This is a genomic window from Pannonibacter sp. Q-1 (assembly GCF_054073275.1).
Genome location: NZ_JBSXNB010000005.1, coordinates 293592 through 310697, shown reverse-complemented (window position 1 = coordinate 310697; position 17106 = coordinate 293592). Strand labels below are relative to the sequence as shown.

The window sequence follows — 17106 nt, the reverse complement described above, 5'->3', positions numbered from 1 at the left end:
AAGAAATGGCCGACCACGCAGAAATGGGCGACGAAGAAAGGGACGTTTAACGATTGTGATCATTTTTAGCTCCTACTTTTTCAGACGGGTACAGCTTACCTTCTGGTAGCCTCTCCAAACAGAGCTTTATAGCTCCTTTTAATGCCTTAATCCACAGGAATTAATATATGGTTAACAAATCGAGATTCAATAGGTTTTTCAATGACCAATCGCATTCTAACCCCTGATCTAAACCTCTATTTCGAAAACGTCGTTGGGGCCTTTCGGGTTCCATTAAATGCGCTGAAACCGATGAGAGCTCGACCAGAGGGGATCAAAAATGCGCGATTATTAATGGAAAAGGCAGCTGTTGGAGAGGTGCCGAAAAGAATGCCAATTGAAGTTAGGCGTCGTAACGGTTTTTGGGAAATAATTGATGGCAACTCAACATACGCAGTTGCGACGGAGGAGGGCTGGACCGAAATACTCTGCATTGAATGCACAGAAGCTTCTGAAGATTAGAAATGGTATTTCGAGGCCAATCGCCGCTGAATGGGCAGTCAAACAAAAGCTAAACGGCCGAAAACACTAGAAAAAAGCAGCTGGCTTTATTGCTCATAGCCTGAGCGGCATTCCGCCGGGATCTCCCGGATCTCCGTCGTTGCCTCCGTCGGGACCGCCTCCCGAATTCTCTGGATCAGCGCCCGGGCAATCTCGATCCCTCATGTACCTCCATATCTCAAAATAACCCCGGTCTGATTTTTCGATCGGACCGCAAAGGATCGTCAATGGATCGCGGTCGATAATCACGACCCTCTCGAACCACTCGAGCAAATCGTCCGGAAGCCTCCGGTGAATTTCTGCGACGGATGGGTGTTCGAGAAAATCCCTCCGTCCGTGACGTGCCCTGAGGACGTCGCGGATCAGAAGTTTCATCGGGCGTCGGGTTTCGGTGTGGTGCATACGAATTTCTCCTGAAAAATGGTGCAAAGATTGTTGGTCGTGAGGGGGACAAAAGCCAAGCGAGAACAAGGAAAAGCCAGACCGCCCTTCGGCGCGTCGTCACACGACGTCGCTTCCGGATACGGACAAGGGCGTCGTGCCGCCATCTATCGAGACACGATCGTCGACGTCCGCGAGAGATCGAGGGTTCAAAACTGGATTTCCGCGACCTAATACCCATTGCCACCTCCGGAAGGTGCTGTGAGGGCCGATTCTGGCGTCAACACATTTGAATTCTTGTCGATTTCGGCGTCCAGGCGCCTCTTCAGGCGGGAGACCTCTCGAGACGTCGCGGCCTCAACCAGGCCTGAATTCCTCATGGCGCTTTCAAGTTCCGACGCCCGTTGCTCGGCACGACGTCGCGACGCCCGTTCTTCCGACGCCTCCCGGGAAAGGTTTTCGATCTGCTGGGCGAATTCCGATCTGGTTTGCCTTCGGATCTTCGAAGAATTCACCCCATCCCAAATCGACCGGAGGAACGCCCCAAATTTTCGGTACGGCGCGACGCCCTCAAGAATTCGAGCCGCCTCCCGCCTGGCGCGTTCAAGAACTCCCTGAGCCTGTCGCTCCAGACGAGTCGCCCGGGCTTGAGCGGCTTTCGCCTCCGCCGCCCGGAGCTCCGCGTCGTTCCGGATGTTGGTTGCTTCAGCTTTGATCCTTTCTGCGTATGCGGAGCCCTTGGATTTAACTACCTCCACATATCTGGCGGCACGTTCTTCCGCCGCTTTCACGGCTTGCGCCGCCACCTGCTCGGCATGCCATGCTTCACGGGAAAGGCGACGCCGCGCGGGTCCCAGTCGTGTGAGCCCGGAAGGCACCCCGACGGCCTTGTGATACGAATCCTGCCACCCCCTCATGGCGTCGCGAAAGGCGCGGTCTCCAATGCGGTTGAGGTCTTTCTTGCTGTCACTGGTCGGGTGTGAATCCATCACGCGGCGCTTCGCCTCGTGCCCTGGATGCATCCGGAGTGCTCTGAGCTCCTGGTCCGAACGGGGCAGTACAAAAGCATGGAGATGCGGATATCGTTCGTCGGTGTGTCTGATCACCGTCATCAGGTCGTCGCCGAATTGGGAGTGAAGCCACTCGACGGTCCGTTGCTCCCAGCTCTTCAGGGATTCATGCTCTGCCGGATTTCCATCCAGTTCCTTCAATGGCGTCGGGTAAGACGCCACGACGGTCAGAAGGCTCTTCTGGTCTTTCCGGACCTTTCGCGTTTGTCCATTCTTCAGAGTTGTTGTCGCGGCGTCCGCCAGTTCCTCGTGGAGCGCGGCCAGTTCGTCCAGCCCAATGCCGCGGACCAGTTCCGGACGCGCGGGGGATTCGACATGCAGGGAAGCTTCCGGGTCGCGTCGCGCTTCGGCGAGCACCCAGCCGATATCTCGGCCTTGGGCGTCTTTTTTCCGGGCATAGGCCTCTAGGTGTATAAATTGAAACCCCATTATGAAATTGTTCGTTACAGGGACTGCCGGCGCAACAAGCCGACGGTGTTTTATGCCGCTGGCGGGTAAGAATTAGTGACCGACTAAAGCTATTGCGGTGCCCTTCATAGCATCGGCTCTCCGAGGGCCCTTCGGGATTTTCGTCGGCGGTTTGACACATGCGCGCCGACGATAAAGCCTTAGTCATATGCCTACTCACAGGCAGACGACTAAGGGCTTTGAAATGCACGTTTCAGCGACGTCCAGATCCGGACGCCACATGAGGAATACGTAGTGTTCCGGCCGGATCCTTCTGCGTTCCGGCAAAGCCCCACTCTACAAATTTTCAGACCCAAAAATGTTGACGCGTGGTTGTCTGCCAATCCTTTGGCGGCTGACGCTATCGCCGCGGGCGAATTTCCGGATCGGCTTCTGTGGTGCCGTCCGCGGTCTCGCCAACAGCTCCTCGACGACATGCCGTTTCTCGGAACACGCGACGCCCGGGAGCGGTGGTGGAACGATATCAGTGGGACCGAAGACGAGCGCGGCCGACGTCTTGCGGACGAACTGAATGCGTTCATCCGGGCGGCAAATCCCTCCCCGAAATCCATAGAAGATCACCTTCGCGAGGATCTCGAAGCGCTTGACGCCGAACAGGCGGATGTTCGGACGCCCATTCCGGAGGAACTCCGGATCTTTCTCGACCGCATGCACCCGGCGCGACGTCGCGAAAGGGAGGCGGCGATCCGGGAGTATGTCGGTTTGGAAGACCTCTCCCTTATCGGCCTTGAGCCAGGAGCAGTAGCGTTGTCGGCGTCGACCCGTGCGAAACGCTACTTCCGGGAATTCCCCCCGCGTGATGAGAACGGTGCACCGATCCATCAGGAGACGTATCACCGCAAGCGCCGTTGCGAGAAATGGTGGCGTCGCGAACTCCGGAAGCGCCAGCGTCGTGCGCTCCTGTATGTCGAGGCCGCCGTTGGTGCCGCCGGCGGGCCCAACGTGCCGGGCCGTCCGCTCTACGTCTCGGACTATTCGCTCGAATCCTACAAGGCGCAGCTCCGAACGACCGAGGAGATCCTCGAGGGGCTCCGACTGGTCTGCATTGACGATCCGTCGATTCAGATCCCGATGAAAGAGCTGAATGCCCGTAAGAAAAAGGCCGACGCCGCCAAACGGCGGCTCCTTATGGATGCGATCCTTGCAAGGATTGAGGGGCTGGGAATGCACTTGTGCTGGATCACGATCACACTTCCGGGCGAATTCGTTTCTCACTCCACCAATGAAACATGCCGCCAGACGGAATGGGATCCGGAACTTGGCCCCGAGGAAGCCTTGAAGGCCATTCAGAAAATGCACCATGACGTCATGTGCCTGCTCCGGGAGCGGGGAGTTCGTCCAATGGGATGGTGGAATGCACAGGCCCAGCAATCGGGGACGCCTCATCGGCATCTCCTTCTGGCTTGTCCGACGTGCGACGACGCCCGTGCCGTGTGCGATGCCTTCTGGGACAAGTTCGCTTCGGTGGAGAAGGATTCACGACAGGCTGAAGCCCGCCAGAGTGACCCCGGATGCCGCGCATATGTCGTCGGTGATAGTGACCCGGCCTATGCGCCGCCCAAAGGAACGAACGGCCAGGAGGAAACTGCGGCGTCTATCGCCAAGTACATGGCTCGTTATGCGAGCCGTCATGTCGATCCGGATCTCACCGACGACAACGACGGCGAATTCCTTCGGCATGCCGCTTGGGCGTCAAGCCGACGCGTACGTACGCACACCTGGGTAGGATTCGATGCGGGACGGTCGCCCTCTGCCATGTGGGACACGCTCTGGGCAAAAGCGTCTCGCGACGGTGAAAACGCGGATCCGGAGAACCCGCGCATGCGGCTCGCGATCCGCATGATGCGCAAGGTGCAGGAGAGCATCGATCTGATTGCCGACCTGCGACGTCACCAAGAGACCCTCGAAGGTGAAGACCTGGAGCATTCCCGGGATCTGATCAAAGCCGAATCCTCCAAGGCGGCACATCGGGCGTGGCACGCAGGGATTGCCGTAGGCTTGTGGCCCGACCGCGATCTTGCACCTGAGGAGATTGAATGGCTCAGGACCGAGACCGCAGCCCTTGACGGGGGACAACAGGGCGACGTGCGACCCGAAAGGATTCATGACCTGTCGTCCGACGGTGCAAATTCGATCTGCCAGAGACTTGCAGCGGACCTCCCACCGATGCCGCTCCGGGATATTCGGGAAACGGCCTACGGTGAGCGGCGGGCAGCGACAATCGGCGTCGTGTCACCCGTCCCTCGTGCGATCCTGACGCTGGAGCAGTTCAGGAGTGCGGCGTCCCTTCGCCGTCTCGCCCGGAAGCTGGAAGTGAATTCCACCGACGTCCACGAGGATGAACGTGGAGAACGAGGCAACCTGTTGAAGGGCCTGCGACAGGCTGGAATTCAGTTCTCGAAGCGGCCAGACGGGACGGTCGTCGCTTTCGACCTGTCCGGTGAGATGATCCTTCGAACTGATCGGGATTGGGTCATCACCGACGCCAACACGGCAGAGGAAATGCTCGCTGAATGGAAGGAGGTGATGGGAAGGGATTCGAAACGGTTGGATCATCTATCAGATAATCCAACCGACCCAAGTATGAGCCCTCCGGGCTCAACTGGGGCAGGTCAGTCAGGGGAGCCGCCACCGTCATGACCGAGAGCGACGTCCATAACGATAAAATTAGGCTTCCAGAACGTGGACAAGAGTCAGTGTATGAGAGCCGCTGGGGTGAAACGGGCGGCATCCAGGCAATCCGTCCGCGGTGCGTCCGGACAAGCCAATCCCAGAAACCTTCTTCGGCCTATGGCCAAGGTTTCCGGTATTGGTTGCGCTAGATCCTGACACCGCCCTTGACCCACCGCTGGCCGTCTCGTTCGGCCTGTCGGCCTGCGGGCAGCCCCTGAAGGGTCATGCCCGTGAACGAGCATGGACGGCCATCGGCGCGTCATTCACCCGCTTCCCGGCAAAGGATTCAAGAACGTCCGACAGAGCGCTGGACAGCCTATTTCTTCGCGCGCCAAGTATGGGATTTCACGATGTCGACGTAGGTTTCGAAACCTTCGACACTGGCTTCCGTTCTGTCGACGGAATAAAATTCATCAATTCGCTCTGGTAATACTTCGGTGGAACCGCTCTCCAAACTGCAATTGAAAATGTCTATCATTCTCGCAGGCTCCCGGGTTTTATCGCCATTCAAAGCGAAACCCGCCTCACCAACAGCTGCCTTGAGTCCCTCGAACGAACGCCCCAATTCAGCCGCATCATTCGATGAAAGACAAATGTCGTCCATGTAAAGAGATACGGTTATGCCATCAGAATTGGCGCGGCGGAGATAACCGCCAACCGCAGACTTTGTTAAGATAAGAGTGGCGAGTATTGGGGACTGGATAAAGCCGTAAGGTAAGACATATCCACCCTCATGATAGGGATTCTTTACCGTCGACCATTTTGCGAATTCTTCGGCCTTGCGAATACCGATGTCTTTTAGGACCCGCTTCAAACGGTTCCGACGAACGCTATAGAAAAATCGTTCGATATCTACGCGGCAGAAGTAAGAGTTTTTGCGATGCTCATGGAGCGCCTTAACGTGCGAGCCATCTTTGAAGTGGTAAACGAAGTCGTCAAACCTATAAAGCTCTTCGACTTTTCCCTTTACCTTCTCGCCCCATTCCACACCCCTCTCACTGGGCGCAAATATTGGTTTTCCGTTTTTCCAGTATGAATACTTGAAGTTGTCGAACATTTGATCCGGGGTAGTTGACAACCTTGCTGAGCAGTTCAATCAGGGCGCCCACGTTCTTAAGAACGAGAAGCGTAACCGTCAAAACCGCCGCAGCAAGGTCGAGACGCTTCTTGAATTTCTTCATAGCGAAACCTCCATGCTAGGCCTCGGCTACCTGCAACTCATCTTCACGATGGAGTTGTCAACTGAGAGAAAATCAATTTCCCGAAGCTAAACCAAGTCGTCCCAAGGTTGTACCCAAGGTCCAACTCAAGGTTCAGCCAGTGCGAGTGCAGCTAACGCCGAAGCCACCCGAACACTTAGTTGCTTAGAAGGAGGAATACAACTATTTTTCACCGGTTGGTCACTCACCTCCGCCCGTGCCCACGGGCTTTCCGAACACCATTCGCCGCTCCTCTTCCGTCGTTGGCTTTGGATGTCACAAGTTTATGGTTGTTGTCTTGTGTCCGGTTTTAAGTCGCACGGTTTTAAGATCGGGGTCCGCGGACACACCAGTTGTTTTACGCATAGTGGCGTAAATTCGAGGGCATCCGAATTGGCCACGTTCAACGAGTTGGCTGTTATCCCTTGTCTTTAAAAACGATCCGACTTACCGCCACTGGGTCGCTCGCGATCACAGGATCTTCGAGCACTTTTTCAGCCCATTCGAGAGCCTCTTTACTTGGGCTCATCATCTTCCCGATAGCCTGGGCGTCGTTGGCCCAGATTTCGGAGCGGATCAAACCATCATCCTTCAGCTCCTTGAGCATCTCAAGGGTTGCCATGCCGATTTTCAGCATCATCATCGTGGCATCCAAGTCCGCTTCGTCTGCCGCTCGCTTCACATTCCTTGCGAACGAGACGACCGAAATATGGGATGCGGTCTCGGCGACGCTGTAGCCACTCTCCAGCGACAACAATGCGACGCCCGATCCGTAGTGGGTGAGGTCGTTCCCAAGCCGCTTCACCAATTCCCGAACACGGTTCAAGGCACCGTCATCGACAGGCTCATCCGGCGCTTTTGGAACGGCTCCTTCCTGCGAAGAAGCTACACTAGGAATATGCAGCGATTGAGCACTCGGTGCGCACCCTTTCCCATCGCGAGTTTCTAACTCGCGAGAACCTCTGGGTTCGAATCCGGTCGGGATTTGGTCATAACCTGAGTAGTCGAGAGATTCACCCGTCATGGAACTGAAGCCGATAGCGGCTTCCTCGACATGTGGGAAACCTCTTTTCAGGATGCCCCACATTTGTCGAACGAGTTCTCGATTTGATGGTGAATGCACCGCGCGGGTGGTATGTAACCAGACTGCGACGCCGGGGGCCAAAACCTGAAGTCCTTTTTTCTGGAGATTCTGGTAGTGGCGGACGAACTGCAACGGGATATTGACATCAACGGTGTTGATCGGATCCAGTAGGTCAACAGTTCCACCAACGGAGTGCCGAAAATTCGTGGCAACCGCGACGATGAGGCCAAGCTGATCATCATCCACGCCTGCAAGCATGTCGATGAAATGCTGAAGTTCTGCTCGTTGCATGTCCGCGAACTTTCGTTCGGCGGCGCCCTTCAACCATCCGAATACCATGTCACTCCCCCTTGCGCCGAGGCGATCCCCTCAATTCGGATGCCTATCGCGGGGAAATTGTAGAGACGTGCTCACGCATTTGGAACCGACCACTCTGAGTTTTATTTTGACTTTTTCCTGCCCCGGGATCGCTTGTTTTTCGCGATCTCTTTGAAATTCAAGCCCTGAAACATGGAGTAGTCGATTTCCTCGTTAAGCGGAGCTTGCGCAAGATGGCGAGCTGCCTTCTCGGTCAATGACTTGAAACCGTAATCGTCGTGGGTGTCGGCCAGCTTGTGGCCGACCTGAAGACGTCGATCTCGAGCATCGATTCCGTGAGCACGTAGATCCTCGATCAAACCACCCCTCAAGGAGTGGAAGATCTCCCGACCAGAATGCTCGCGGGTTTTGACACCAGCCTTCTTGAAAAGGCGTCCCATATATTGCGACGCCGATTTTGCGGGATCGGCCAGCTTCATCAAGCCGGGGAAGAGCCAGACTTCTTGTTTCGACGCCCAGTCGATGTAGCCGATCTCCTTTAGGAATGGGTGGAGCACGAAATACCGTGTGCTAGCCCCGGTCTTGTAGGGGACCCGCCTCCAGCGCTGCATCTCTTCGTCGAAATAGATCCCGGACGTCTGAGCGACCCAGATCCCGGGAAATTTCTCCCAAATGTCTGCGCCCTTCAGGTAGGTGAGCAAGCCAAGGCGCCGTCCGGTCAGGTGCCCTAGCAGGGGCAGCATCGTGTTGTCCATCAGGCCCGATGCGACGCCCTCCCGGAAGATCCGGCTGATTTGATCGGCGCTCAAAGGTTCCGTATCGACCTGACCAGGAACGGAGTTTGGATATCGGAGGCGGACACCATCAAAGGGGTCCATATACTCATAGTCGACTATTCCGTGACGGATCATGGATTTGACGTTTGACACGTAGACCATCTGGATGGAGGTCTTCGAAAGCGGGGTGAGTTCCAACGTCTGGTTGGCGGAAATTATTTCCCGGGCGGATTTTCCCGATGGACGAGAGTTCGGGTTCGACGGGTAGAATTTCAGGAACTCGATGAACGCCTGAAGGTCGGCCCCTGTATAGGTGTCTACCGGATGATCTCCGATCAGTTCGATGAACACCTCCTTCCGCGACCTAGCAGACGCCACATCCTTCGCGGCTTCCGGGTTTCGTTTGAGCCAGCTCGATAAGTAGGTTTCGGCGACAAATGAGAACAGGGGTTTGTCGGATGGCTGTCGTTCAACAGTTCTTCGGTCCAGTTGATGAACAGGGACATGGGAATCATCGATCCGGACGGGAGCCTGATCCGGGTCGACACGGGCCACTGAGGCGATAGGCGGCTCGCATTTAGGTGCCGTCAAATCGGCGTCGGGTGTCGGGTGCCTTCTGTCGGATTGGACTGAGGCTGTTACGGACGAGGCTCCCTTCTCTTTTGCTGGAGCTATCGATCCGGAAGCCAGTCCCAACCCGTCCGCAAGCATACGGGCTTGCCGAGTGGTTTGTTCATCGGGATGAGGAGTTCGTTGTGCCCCGCTCTTTTCGTGCAGAGCGCCCTCGAGATCCTTCGCGTATTTTTCGCGGAGGCCATCGAAGTTATCGATCACCAAGGGGTTGGCATTCTCCGGGTCGGACAACTCCTTCGCCAGACCTACAAACCCGCGCATGGCTGCGTGGATCTTCTGGTCGACAGCGCTGTCCTGCGGCGGAGGGCTGGAAATGATGTGTTGGAAGGCTCGAAGCTCGCCGATGAACTCGCCGCGCAGCTCTGCGTCCTCGTACCATGGCTTCGAAGCCGCTACCTCTTCCGGGGAGGTGTCGTTCTTGTTTTCTTTCTCGTCTGCCACGCCGTGCCGTCTCGCCAGTCCGAAGAGGCGTCGTGCATAACCAATCAGCAGGTCAGCCTGACGTCGAGCCTCCCTATGAGGGCATGCGCCTAGACTGATCCTGATCGGCGCCACACGGCGTTCCGGATCCAAATGTTTCGGCCATCTGACTTGAAAAAGATAAACATTTCCCGAGCGGACGAGATTTCTCCCTGGAGGCGGGAGACGGTACTGTCGGGGGTTTTTGGTACCAGAAGGGGGAAGAGACGATTGATTGCGTCGCGCCTGACGGACGGTTTCAAGGGAGACGACGGACGATACCTTGCGCGATACCATGAACGATACCAGCCTCTTATCGAAGTTGGCCGTTCTCTGAAGATTCGCGGAATTCTGCGGTTCGCCGAAATGGCGGAGAGTGGGAAAAGTTATGGCGGAGAGGGTGGGATTCGAACCCACGGTACGGTTGCCCGCACAACGGTTTTCGAGACCGTCCCGTTCAACCACTCCGGCACCTCTCCGCGGCACACGTCAAACGTGGTCTCAAGTGGCGCGGAACATAGACAAGGGTTCCGACCCCCGCAAGAGGCAATTTCGGCTTTTGCCGGTTTTTTTGCCATGCACAGCCGGGACCGGCAGAAAGCCTTGACCGGCAAGGGGTTGAGAGTGTTTTCAGGAGCAGCAGGCTTCACTTGTGTGTCCTTTTTCCGTTCAGCCACCCGTATGCCGGTGATGCAGCAGGCCGTTCCCCGGTCAAAGCCGCCACACGCCCGGCAGCCATCGTCATGAGTGCCGGACTTGACCGCGTGGCTTCCGGGGATGCTGGATCCCCACCTTCGTGGGGATGACAGCTCCCCCCATGGCAAGCCGTCATGCCCGGCAGCAACGCCGCCTCAACATACACGCAGCGCCGCCTGCCGAGGCCACCGGCGCCCATGTGCAGACTGCACGGGACCGGCACACGAGGCGCCGTCCCGGACGAAGCGCAGCGGAGATCAGGGAACCACTCGTTCGCAGAGCGGCCGGTGGAGCTTCCGGCGGAAACCCGTTGCCAAGGCTCAGGACGATGGCGCCCCTCTGCAAGCGAGTAGACCCAGGCTCGCGCTGCGCTTGGCCGGGGCGACACTGTGCATGCTGGCAGCGCTGCGTCTGACGGCCGCGACAAAAGCTGCCGCACCATGCCTGCCCACCTTTGCCGGGGCAGGAAAAATGGCGGTTTGCGGCGGGTTGTGGATTGACTTTCCTTTGATCGCGGCGTTATACAGCCTCTGCTCAGTGAAATGGGGCCAATAGGCTCCGTGCATTGTGCTGTCTCCAGACCTCCAACCATCCAGCATTGCTGCCGGTTTTTCCGCAGGGCTGGCTGTTCCCGAAGAGAAGAAACTCCGGCATGGGCCAGGCGGCCTGCGGCGTGGTTTTGACCGGCGGGAGGGGATCCGGGGATACGGCAACAGAACGAAAAAAAGGACGTGCAAGACATGTTCGCAGTGATCAAGACTGGCGGTAAGCAGTACACCGTCGCACAGGACGACCTTCTGAAGGTCGAAAAGCTCGACGCCGAAGCCGGCGCCACCGTGACCTTTGAAGAGGTCCTGATGGTCGGCAATGGCGAAGAAACCACCGTTGGCGCGCCGCTCGTGGCTGGCGCCACCGTGACTGCGGAAGTGGTCGACCAGGCCCGCACCCGCAAGATCATCATTTTCAAGAAGCGCCGCCGTCAGAATTCCCGGCGCCGCAACGGTCACCGTCAGTCGTATACGCTGGTCAAGGTGACGGCCATCTCCACCGGCGACGCAAAGCCGGCGAAGAAGACCACCAAGAAGGCAAAGGCTGAGGAAGCTGCTGGCGAGTAATCGCCGCCACCTCAGCGCAACTTGAACAGCGAAAGACGAGGAGTTTCGTCATGGCACACAAAAAAGCAGGCGGTTCATCCCGCAACGGCCGCGACTCCGCCGGCCGCCGCCTCGGCGTCAAGAAGTTCGGCGGCGAAGCCGTGATTCCGGGCAACATCATCGCACGTCAGCGCGGCACCACCTGGCATCCGGGCAACGGCGTCGGCATGGGCAAGGATCACACCATTTTTGCGACCGTAGAGGGCAAAGTGGAATTCCAGGCCAAATCCAACGGCCGAACCTTCATTAACGTGCTGCCGGCAGCGGTAGCAGCGGAGTAAAGCCGAGTGAAACCATGTTCGCCGGCGTCCTGATCGACCCGGCGGTTCTGGTGAACCGGTCAAAGTTCAAGGGGAGATGGGACGCCATCTCCCCTTTTCGTTTTTCTTTGACCGGAGGAAGTTATGGTTGTCGAGAGTGAAGGATACTTAGACGAAAGCAGTCTGGTTGCGGCCCGGATGCCGCTGGAAGGGGTTCGTGTCCGGCTCGATACGCCGCGCAAGGACGATCTGGCAGACATTGTATTTCTCGCCAACAACCGCAAGATTGCCTCGCATCTGGCCACCATGCCCCATCCCTTCGCTCTGGAGGATGCGCGGGCCATCGTGCAGAAGAGCCAGACGGCAACTCCCCATTACGCAAGTTTTGCCATCCGCCTGAAGGCCACCGGCCGCTTCATCGGACAGGCCAAGTATGCCGCCGCCGAACCGGGCGGGCCGATCCAGGTCGGCTACTGGCTGGGCGAGCCCTTCTGGGGCTGCGGCTTTGCCACCGAAGCGCTGCACCGGCTGGTCGATCACGCCTTCAGCAACGGCGACATGTATGAGCTGCAGGGCAGCTGCCGCGTCACCAATCCGGCCTCGCGCCGGGTGCTGATCAAGAGCGGCTTCCAGTACCGCGACCAGGGCATGGCCCGGTCACTGGGGGCTGGCGGCAATGTGCCCATCGAGCGCTTCGTGCTGGAGCGCTCCGTCTGGCGCTCGCTGAAGCAATGGGGAGGCCGGTCATGAGCCGCTTGCCGGAACTGCGCACCCGCCGCCTCATCCTGCGCCCCTTGCGCGGAGAGGATTCGGAGGCCATCGCCCGCCTGTGCGGGCAGGAATTCGAGGTTGTCCGCTGGCTGACGAGCATGGCCTGGCCCTATGAAGAGGGCTCGGCCGAGGCTTTCACCGCCCGGGCGATGACCTGTGATCCGGTGGAGGAGGCGGCCGTCTTCGCCATCACGCTGGGCGGCGTCTTCATCGGCGTCATGGCGATCGACGCGCCGGGCGAACTGGCGGAAGCGGCCGGCTGCCCGACCATCGGCTACTGGCTGGGCCGCCCCTTCCAGGGCTTCGGCTATGCCGGGGAAGCAGCGGAAGCGGCGCTCGACTGGGCCTTTGCCGCTCATGGCTGCACGGCCGTTGCCGCGCGGGTGTTCGAGGAAAATGCCGCCTCGCGGGCACTCTTGCGCAAGCTTGGCTTCCAGCCGGAAGCCATCACCGAGCGCTATGCAAGGGCACTGGACCGCAAGGTGCGCAACATCGTCGTGCGGCTGGATGGCAAGGCCTTCCGCCAGCGCAAGGCAGCCGCCTGATGGGCGCGGCGGAGAGCGGCGGCAAATGGCAGGGCCTGCCGCTCGCCACACCCCGGCTGACCTTGCGCCCGGCACGGGCCGCCGATGCGGCGCAAATTATTGCTCTGGCGGGAGACATCGAGGTCTCCCGCACGCTGGCGCGGGTGCCCCATCCCTATACGGCAGAGCATGCGCAAGCCTGGCTGCAGGCGGCGATGGACGGGACGGATCTGACCATCGTCAATCTGGTCATTGACCGGAATGATGCCTTCATTGGCTCGATCACGTTTCGCGAGTTGCACGCAAGCCCCCTGATCGGGTATTGGCTTGGCCGCCCCTTCTGGGGTCAGGGCCTGATGAGCGAAGCCCTGAAGGCTGCGCTTGGCTGGTTCTTTGCCGTCACAGATCATGAGGCTCTGGAGGCAGAGGTCATGACGGGCAATGCCGCGTCGCTGGCTGCGCTGCGCAGGCTGGGGTTCCGCGAGACGGGCACCGGCACCTGCGCCAGCCTTGCCACCGGCACGGCGGCGGCTTCAATCCGCACACGCCTTGAGCGCGCGCGTTTTCTGGAATCTAGTGATGCCTGACGCGCGGGCAGCAGAAATGGACATGAGATGAAGTTCCTCGACCAGGCCAAGATTTATGTACGTTCCGGCAATGGCGGTGCCGGTGCGGTCTCCTTCCGGCGGGAGAAGTTCATCGAATTCGGCGGCCCCGACGGCGGCGACGGCGGGCGCGGCGGCGACGTCTGGGTCGAATGCGTCGAAGGGCTGAACACGCTCATCGACTACCGCTACCAGCAGCATTTCAAGGCCGGAACCGGCATCCACGGCATGGGCCGCAACCGCACGGGCGCCAAGGGCAACGATGTGGTGCTGCGCGTGCCGGTGGGCACGGAGATCCTCGAAGAGGACAACGAAACCGTCATCGCCGACCTGACCGAGCCCGGCCAGCGCCTGCTGCTGCTGCGCGGCGGCAATGGCGGCTTCGGCAATGCCCAGTTCAAGTCCTCCACCAATCAGGCGCCGCGCCATGCCAATCCGGGCCTTGAGGGCATCGAGAAGTGGATCTGGCTGCGGCTGAAACTCATCGCCGATGCCGGTCTCGTCGGCCTGCCCAACGCGGGCAAGTCCACGTTCCTGGCCTCCGTGTCGGCGGCCAAGCCCAAGATTGCCGATTACCCCTTCACCACCCTGCATCCGAACCTTGGCGTGGTCGAGCTGGACGGGCGCGGCTTCGTGCTGGCCGATATTCCCGGTCTCATCGAGGGCGCGCATGAAGGCACGGGCCTGGGTGACCGCTTCCTTGGCCACATCGAGCGCACCCGCGTGCTGCTGCATCTGGTCGATGGCTCTGGCGTGGAAGATCCGGGCGAAGCCTACCGCGTGGTGCGCGGCGAGCTGGAGGCCTATGGCAACGGGCTGGAAGACAAGCCGGAAATCGTCGCCATGTCCAAGGCCGACGCGCTGTCGCCGGAGCTGCGGGCCGAACGGGCCGCCTCGCTGGAAGCCGCCTGCGGCCGCAAGCCGCTGATCCTCTCGTCGGCCAGCCGCGAGAATGTGGACACGGCGCTGCGCATGATCATCAGGGCAATCGACAAGGACAAGGAGGACGCCGCAAACGAGGTGCCCTCCCGTCCTGAAGAGGGATGGCGTCCGTGAAGCAGGCAGCCCGGCAGCTTGGCGAGTTCAAGCGCATTGTTGTGAAGATTGGCTCGGCTCTGCTTGTCGAAAACGGCAAGCTGCGGCGCGAGTGGCTGGAGGCCATCGTCGATGACCTAGCCGCGCTGGCGGAAAAGGGCTGCGAGCTGCTGGTGGTCTCCTCCGGCTCCATCGCCCTGGGGCGCGGCGTGCTTGGCCTGCCGCGCGGGCCGCTGAAGCTGGAAGAAAGCCAGGCCGCCGCCGCCGTGGGCCAGATCGCGCTGGCGCAGGCCTATTCCGAATGCCTTGGCCGCAAGGGGCTGAAGGCGGGGCAGGTTCTGCTGACGCTGGGCGACACGGAAGAACGCCGCCGCTATCTCAACGCCCGCGCCACGATCGGCACCCTGCTGCGCATGCGCGCTGTGCCGATCATCAACGAGAACGACACGGTCGCAACGTCCGAAATCCGCTACGGCGACAACGACCGGCTCGCCGCCCGCGTCGCCACCATGACGACTGCCGACTGTCTCGTGCTGCTGTCGGATATCGACGGGCTCTACACTGCCCCCCCGGCCACCAATCCGGATGCGGTGTTCCTGCCCGAAGTGCCGCGCATCACGCCGGAGATCGAGGCGATGGCAGGCAGCGCCGGGTCGGAGCTGTCGCGCGGCGGCATGAAGACCAAAATCGACGCGGCCAAGATTGCCACCTCCGCCGGAACGGTGATGGCGATTGCCTCGGGCAAGCGCATGAACCCGCTGCGCGCCATTGACGAAGGCGTGCGCTGCACCTGGTTCCTTGCCGCCTCCACCCCCGCAACGGCCCGCAAGGCCTGGATCAACGGCCATCTGGAGCCGCGCGGCGAGGTGCATCTGGATGCAGGCGCGGTTTCCGCGCTCAAATCCGGCAAGAGCCTGCTTCCTGCGGGTATCACTCATATTTCGGGTGGCTTCTCGCGCGGGGATACGGTCAAGATCCTCTCCCCGGAAGGCCGGGTGCTGGGGCGCGGCCTCATTGCCTATGATGCGGCAGAGGCACGCATGATCGCGGGCCGCAACAGCCGCGAGATCGAAGCCATCGTCGGCTATCCGGGCCGCGCCGAGATGATCCACCGCGATGATCTGGCGCTGGACGACGCCCAGTTCGAGAAAGAAGCCTGAGGAAAATCCGATGCAGGACAAGGTTGAAGCAAGCAGCATTACGGCACTGATGGCGGATCTGGGCAAGCGTGCCCGCGCCGCAGCCCGCAAGCTCAGCCTTGCCCCAGAGGAGCAGAAGAACCGCGCCCTGCGCGCCATGGCCTCTGCCGTGCGCGAGGCAACGCCTGCGATCCTTGCCGCCAATGCGCAGGACGTGGAAACCATGACGGCCAACGGCCAGATTGCCTCATTCCTCGACCGCGGCACCCTGACGGCGGAGCGGATCGAGGATATCGCCCAGGCGCTCGAGGCCATTGGCGCCCTGCCCGATCCGGTCGGCCATGTCATGTCCGAATGGGAGAGGCCCAACGGGCTGAAGATCGAGCGCGTGCGCACGCCGCTCGGCGTCATCGGCGTCATTTACGAAAGCCGCCCCAACGTGACGGCCGATGCCGGCGCGCTGTGCCTGAAGGCCGGCAATGCGGTGATCCTGCGCGGCGGGTCCGACACGCTGCAATCAAACCTTGCCATTCACGCTGCCCTGCAAAAGGGGCTGGAGGCTGCCGGCCTGCCGGGCGATGCCATCCAGCTGGTGCCGGTGGCAGACCGCGATGCCGTCGGCGAAATGCTGAAGGGCCTTGGCGGCAATCTGGACGTGATCGTGCCGCGCGGCGGCAAAAGCCTTGTCGCACGGGTGCAGAACGACGCGCGCGTGCCCGTCTTCGCGCATCTGGAAGGCATCGTGCACATCTTCCTCGACAAGGCGGCCGATCCGGCCAAGGCAACGGATGTGATCGTCAATTCCAAGCTGCGCCGCACCGGCATCTGCGGCGCGCTGGAAACGCTGCTGGTGGACCGCGCCGTTGCCCGGGACCTGCTGCCCGGCATCATCAAAGCGCTGCAGGACAAGGGCTGCGAGGTGCGCGGCGACGCTGAAGTGCAGCACCTGTGCCCCGGCACGCTTGCCGCAACGGATGAGGACTGGACGACCGAGTATCTCGACAAGATCCTCTCCGTGCGCATCGTCGGCGGGCTGAATGAGGCGATCGAGCATATCGAGACCTACGGCTCGCATCACACCGACTGCATCCTGACCGAGGACGAAGAGGCGGCGCGCCGTTTCTTTGCCGAGGTGGATTCGGCCATCGTGCTGCACAATGCCTCCACCCAGTTTGCCGATGGCGGCGAATTCGGCATGGGCGCGGAAATCGGCATTGCCACGGGCCGCATGCATGCGCGCGGGCCTGTGGGGGTCGAGCAGCTGACCTCCTTCAAGTACCGCGTGCACGGCAACGGCCAGCTTCGCCCGTAACGGACCCAT

At 60.1% G+C, this 17106-nt stretch carries 15 protein-coding genes and 1 tRNA gene; 10 read left to right on the top strand and 6 right to left on the bottom strand.

The window, feature by feature from the left end; translation table 11 throughout:
• Nucleotides 1-201 precede the first annotated feature (201 nt).
• Entirely contained in the window at nt 202-501 is a 300-nt protein-coding gene (locus ACVNHC_RS16345; RefSeq protein ID WP_457168066.1) for a hypothetical protein, read from the top strand.
• A 650-nt stretch (nt 502-1151) separates the two neighbouring features.
• Here ACVNHC_RS16345 and ACVNHC_RS16340 read toward each other — a convergent pair.
• Nucleotides 1152-2420 carry a plasmid recombination protein gene (locus ACVNHC_RS16340; RefSeq protein ID WP_457168064.1) on the bottom strand — a complete coding sequence of 423 codons (1269 nt, stop codon included), beginning with the start codon at nt 2418-2420 and terminating at the stop codon, nt 1152-1154.
• A gap of 273 nt (nt 2421-2693) precedes the next feature.
• Here ACVNHC_RS16340 and ACVNHC_RS16335 point away from each other — a divergent pair, with 273 nt between their 5' ends.
• On the top strand, nt 2694-5099 hold the full coding sequence (locus ACVNHC_RS16335; protein WP_457168062.1) for a replication endonuclease: 2406 nt from the start codon (nt 2694-2696) through the stop codon (nt 5097-5099).
• 349 nt (nt 5100-5448) lie between these two features.
• On the opposite strand, the gene ACVNHC_RS16330 is transcribed toward ACVNHC_RS16335, so the two are convergent.
• The 5 genes from ACVNHC_RS16330 to ACVNHC_RS16310 form a co-directional block, all read right to left on the bottom strand.
• Nucleotides 5449-6189, bottom strand: a complete 741-nt coding sequence (locus ACVNHC_RS16330) for a reverse transcriptase domain-containing protein (protein WP_457168060.1) — start codon at nt 6187-6189, stop codon at nt 5449-5451.
• Entirely contained in the window at nt 6128-6313 is a 186-nt protein-coding gene (locus ACVNHC_RS16325) for a hypothetical protein (RefSeq protein WP_457168058.1), read from the bottom strand. The genes ACVNHC_RS16330 and ACVNHC_RS16325 overlap by 62 nt, the downstream gene beginning before the upstream one ends.
• 436 nt (nt 6314-6749) lie before the next feature.
• Nucleotides 6750-7754: a hypothetical protein gene (locus tag ACVNHC_RS16320; protein WP_457168056.1), complete on the bottom strand. Its 1005-nt coding sequence runs from the start codon at nt 7752-7754 to the stop codon at nt 6750-6752.
• A gap of 101 nt (nt 7755-7855) precedes the next feature.
• The gene (locus ACVNHC_RS16315; protein WP_457168054.1) at nt 7856-9583 is read right to left on the bottom strand and encodes a hypothetical protein; all 1728 of its coding nucleotides are present in this window, start codon (nt 9581-9583) and stop codon (nt 7856-7858) included.
• 407 nt (nt 9584-9990) lie between these two features.
• Nucleotides 9991-10080, bottom strand: a tRNA-Ser gene (locus ACVNHC_RS16310).
• 957 nt (nt 10081-11037) lie between these two features.
• Between ACVNHC_RS16310 and rplU the strand changes: the two genes are divergently transcribed.
• From rplU to ACVNHC_RS16270, 8 genes are all read left to right on the top strand, one after another.
• Complete coding sequence (rplU, locus tag ACVNHC_RS16305; RefSeq protein ID WP_050473329.1) at nt 11038-11412, top strand: 50S ribosomal protein L21; 375 nt, start codon at nt 11038-11040, stop codon at nt 11410-11412.
• Between the two features lie 50 nt (nt 11413-11462).
• Entirely contained in the window at nt 11463-11732 is a 270-nt protein-coding gene (rpmA, locus tag ACVNHC_RS16300) for a 50S ribosomal protein L27 (RefSeq protein WP_019963644.1), read from the top strand.
• A gap of 123 nt (nt 11733-11855) precedes the next feature.
• Entirely contained in the window at nt 11856-12461 is a 606-nt protein-coding gene (locus tag ACVNHC_RS16295; protein WP_094462809.1) for a GNAT family N-acetyltransferase, read from the top strand.
• Complete coding sequence (locus ACVNHC_RS16290) at nt 12458-13027, top strand: GNAT family N-acetyltransferase (protein WP_050473331.1); 570 nt, start codon at nt 12458-12460, stop codon at nt 13025-13027. The genes ACVNHC_RS16295 and ACVNHC_RS16290 overlap by 4 nt, the downstream gene beginning before the upstream one ends.
• On the top strand, nt 13027-13593 hold the full coding sequence (locus tag ACVNHC_RS16285; protein WP_457168051.1) for a GNAT family N-acetyltransferase: 567 nt from the start codon (nt 13027-13029) through the stop codon (nt 13591-13593). Before ACVNHC_RS16290 ends, ACVNHC_RS16285 begins: the two co-directional genes overlap by 1 nt.
• Nucleotides 13594-13620: 27 nt before the next feature.
• Entirely contained in the window at nt 13621-14667 is a 1047-nt protein-coding gene (obgE, locus tag ACVNHC_RS16280; protein WP_050473333.1) for a GTPase ObgE, read from the top strand.
• Nucleotides 14655-15806, top strand: a complete 1152-nt coding sequence (gene proB / locus ACVNHC_RS16275) for a glutamate 5-kinase (protein WP_457168049.1) — start codon at nt 14655-14657, stop codon at nt 15804-15806. Before obgE ends, proB begins: the two co-directional genes overlap by 13 nt.
• A gap of 10 nt (nt 15807-15816) precedes the next feature.
• Nucleotides 15817-17097: a glutamate-5-semialdehyde dehydrogenase gene (locus tag ACVNHC_RS16270; RefSeq protein ID WP_457168047.1), complete on the top strand. Its 1281-nt coding sequence runs from the start codon at nt 15817-15819 to the stop codon at nt 17095-17097.
• Nucleotides 17098-17106: the final 9 nt, after the last annotated feature.

Bases quoted from the DNA above. Each gene is read 5' to 3' on its own strand.
- ACVNHC_RS16295 (WP_094462809.1), top strand. From the start codon at position 11,856: ATGGTTGTCGAGAGTGAAGGATACTTAGACGAAAGCAGTCTGGTTGCG.
- ACVNHC_RS16320 (WP_457168056.1), bottom strand. From the start codon at position 7,754: ATGGTATTCGGATGGTTGAAGGGCGCCGCCGAACGAAAGTTCGCGGAC.
- proB (WP_457168049.1), top strand. From the start codon at position 14,655: ATGGCGTCCGTGAAGCAGGCAGCCCGGCAGCTTGGCGAGTTCAAGCGC.
- ACVNHC_RS16340 (WP_457168064.1), bottom strand. From the start codon at position 2,420: ATGGGGTTTCAATTTATACACCTAGAGGCCTATGCCCGGAAAAAAGAC.
- ACVNHC_RS16270 (WP_457168047.1), top strand. From the start codon at position 15,817: ATGCAGGACAAGGTTGAAGCAAGCAGCATTACGGCACTGATGGCGGAT.
- ACVNHC_RS16290 (WP_050473331.1), top strand. From the start codon at position 12,458: ATGAGCCGCTTGCCGGAACTGCGCACCCGCCGCCTCATCCTGCGCCCC.
- ACVNHC_RS16345 (WP_457168066.1), top strand. From the start codon at position 202: ATGACCAATCGCATTCTAACCCCTGATCTAAACCTCTATTTCGAAAAC.
- rpmA (WP_019963644.1), top strand. From the start codon at position 11,463: ATGGCACACAAAAAAGCAGGCGGTTCATCCCGCAACGGCCGCGACTCC.
- rplU (WP_050473329.1), top strand. From the start codon at position 11,038: ATGTTCGCAGTGATCAAGACTGGCGGTAAGCAGTACACCGTCGCACAG.
- ACVNHC_RS16325 (WP_457168058.1), bottom strand. From the start codon at position 6,313: ATGAAGAAATTCAAGAAGCGTCTCGACCTTGCTGCGGCGGTTTTGACG.
- obgE (WP_050473333.1), top strand. From the start codon at position 13,621: ATGAAGTTCCTCGACCAGGCCAAGATTTATGTACGTTCCGGCAATGGC.
- ACVNHC_RS16330 (WP_457168060.1), bottom strand. From the start codon at position 6,189: ATGTTCGACAACTTCAAGTATTCATACTGGAAAAACGGAAAACCAATA.
- ACVNHC_RS16285 (WP_457168051.1), top strand. From the start codon at position 13,027: ATGGGCGCGGCGGAGAGCGGCGGCAAATGGCAGGGCCTGCCGCTCGCC.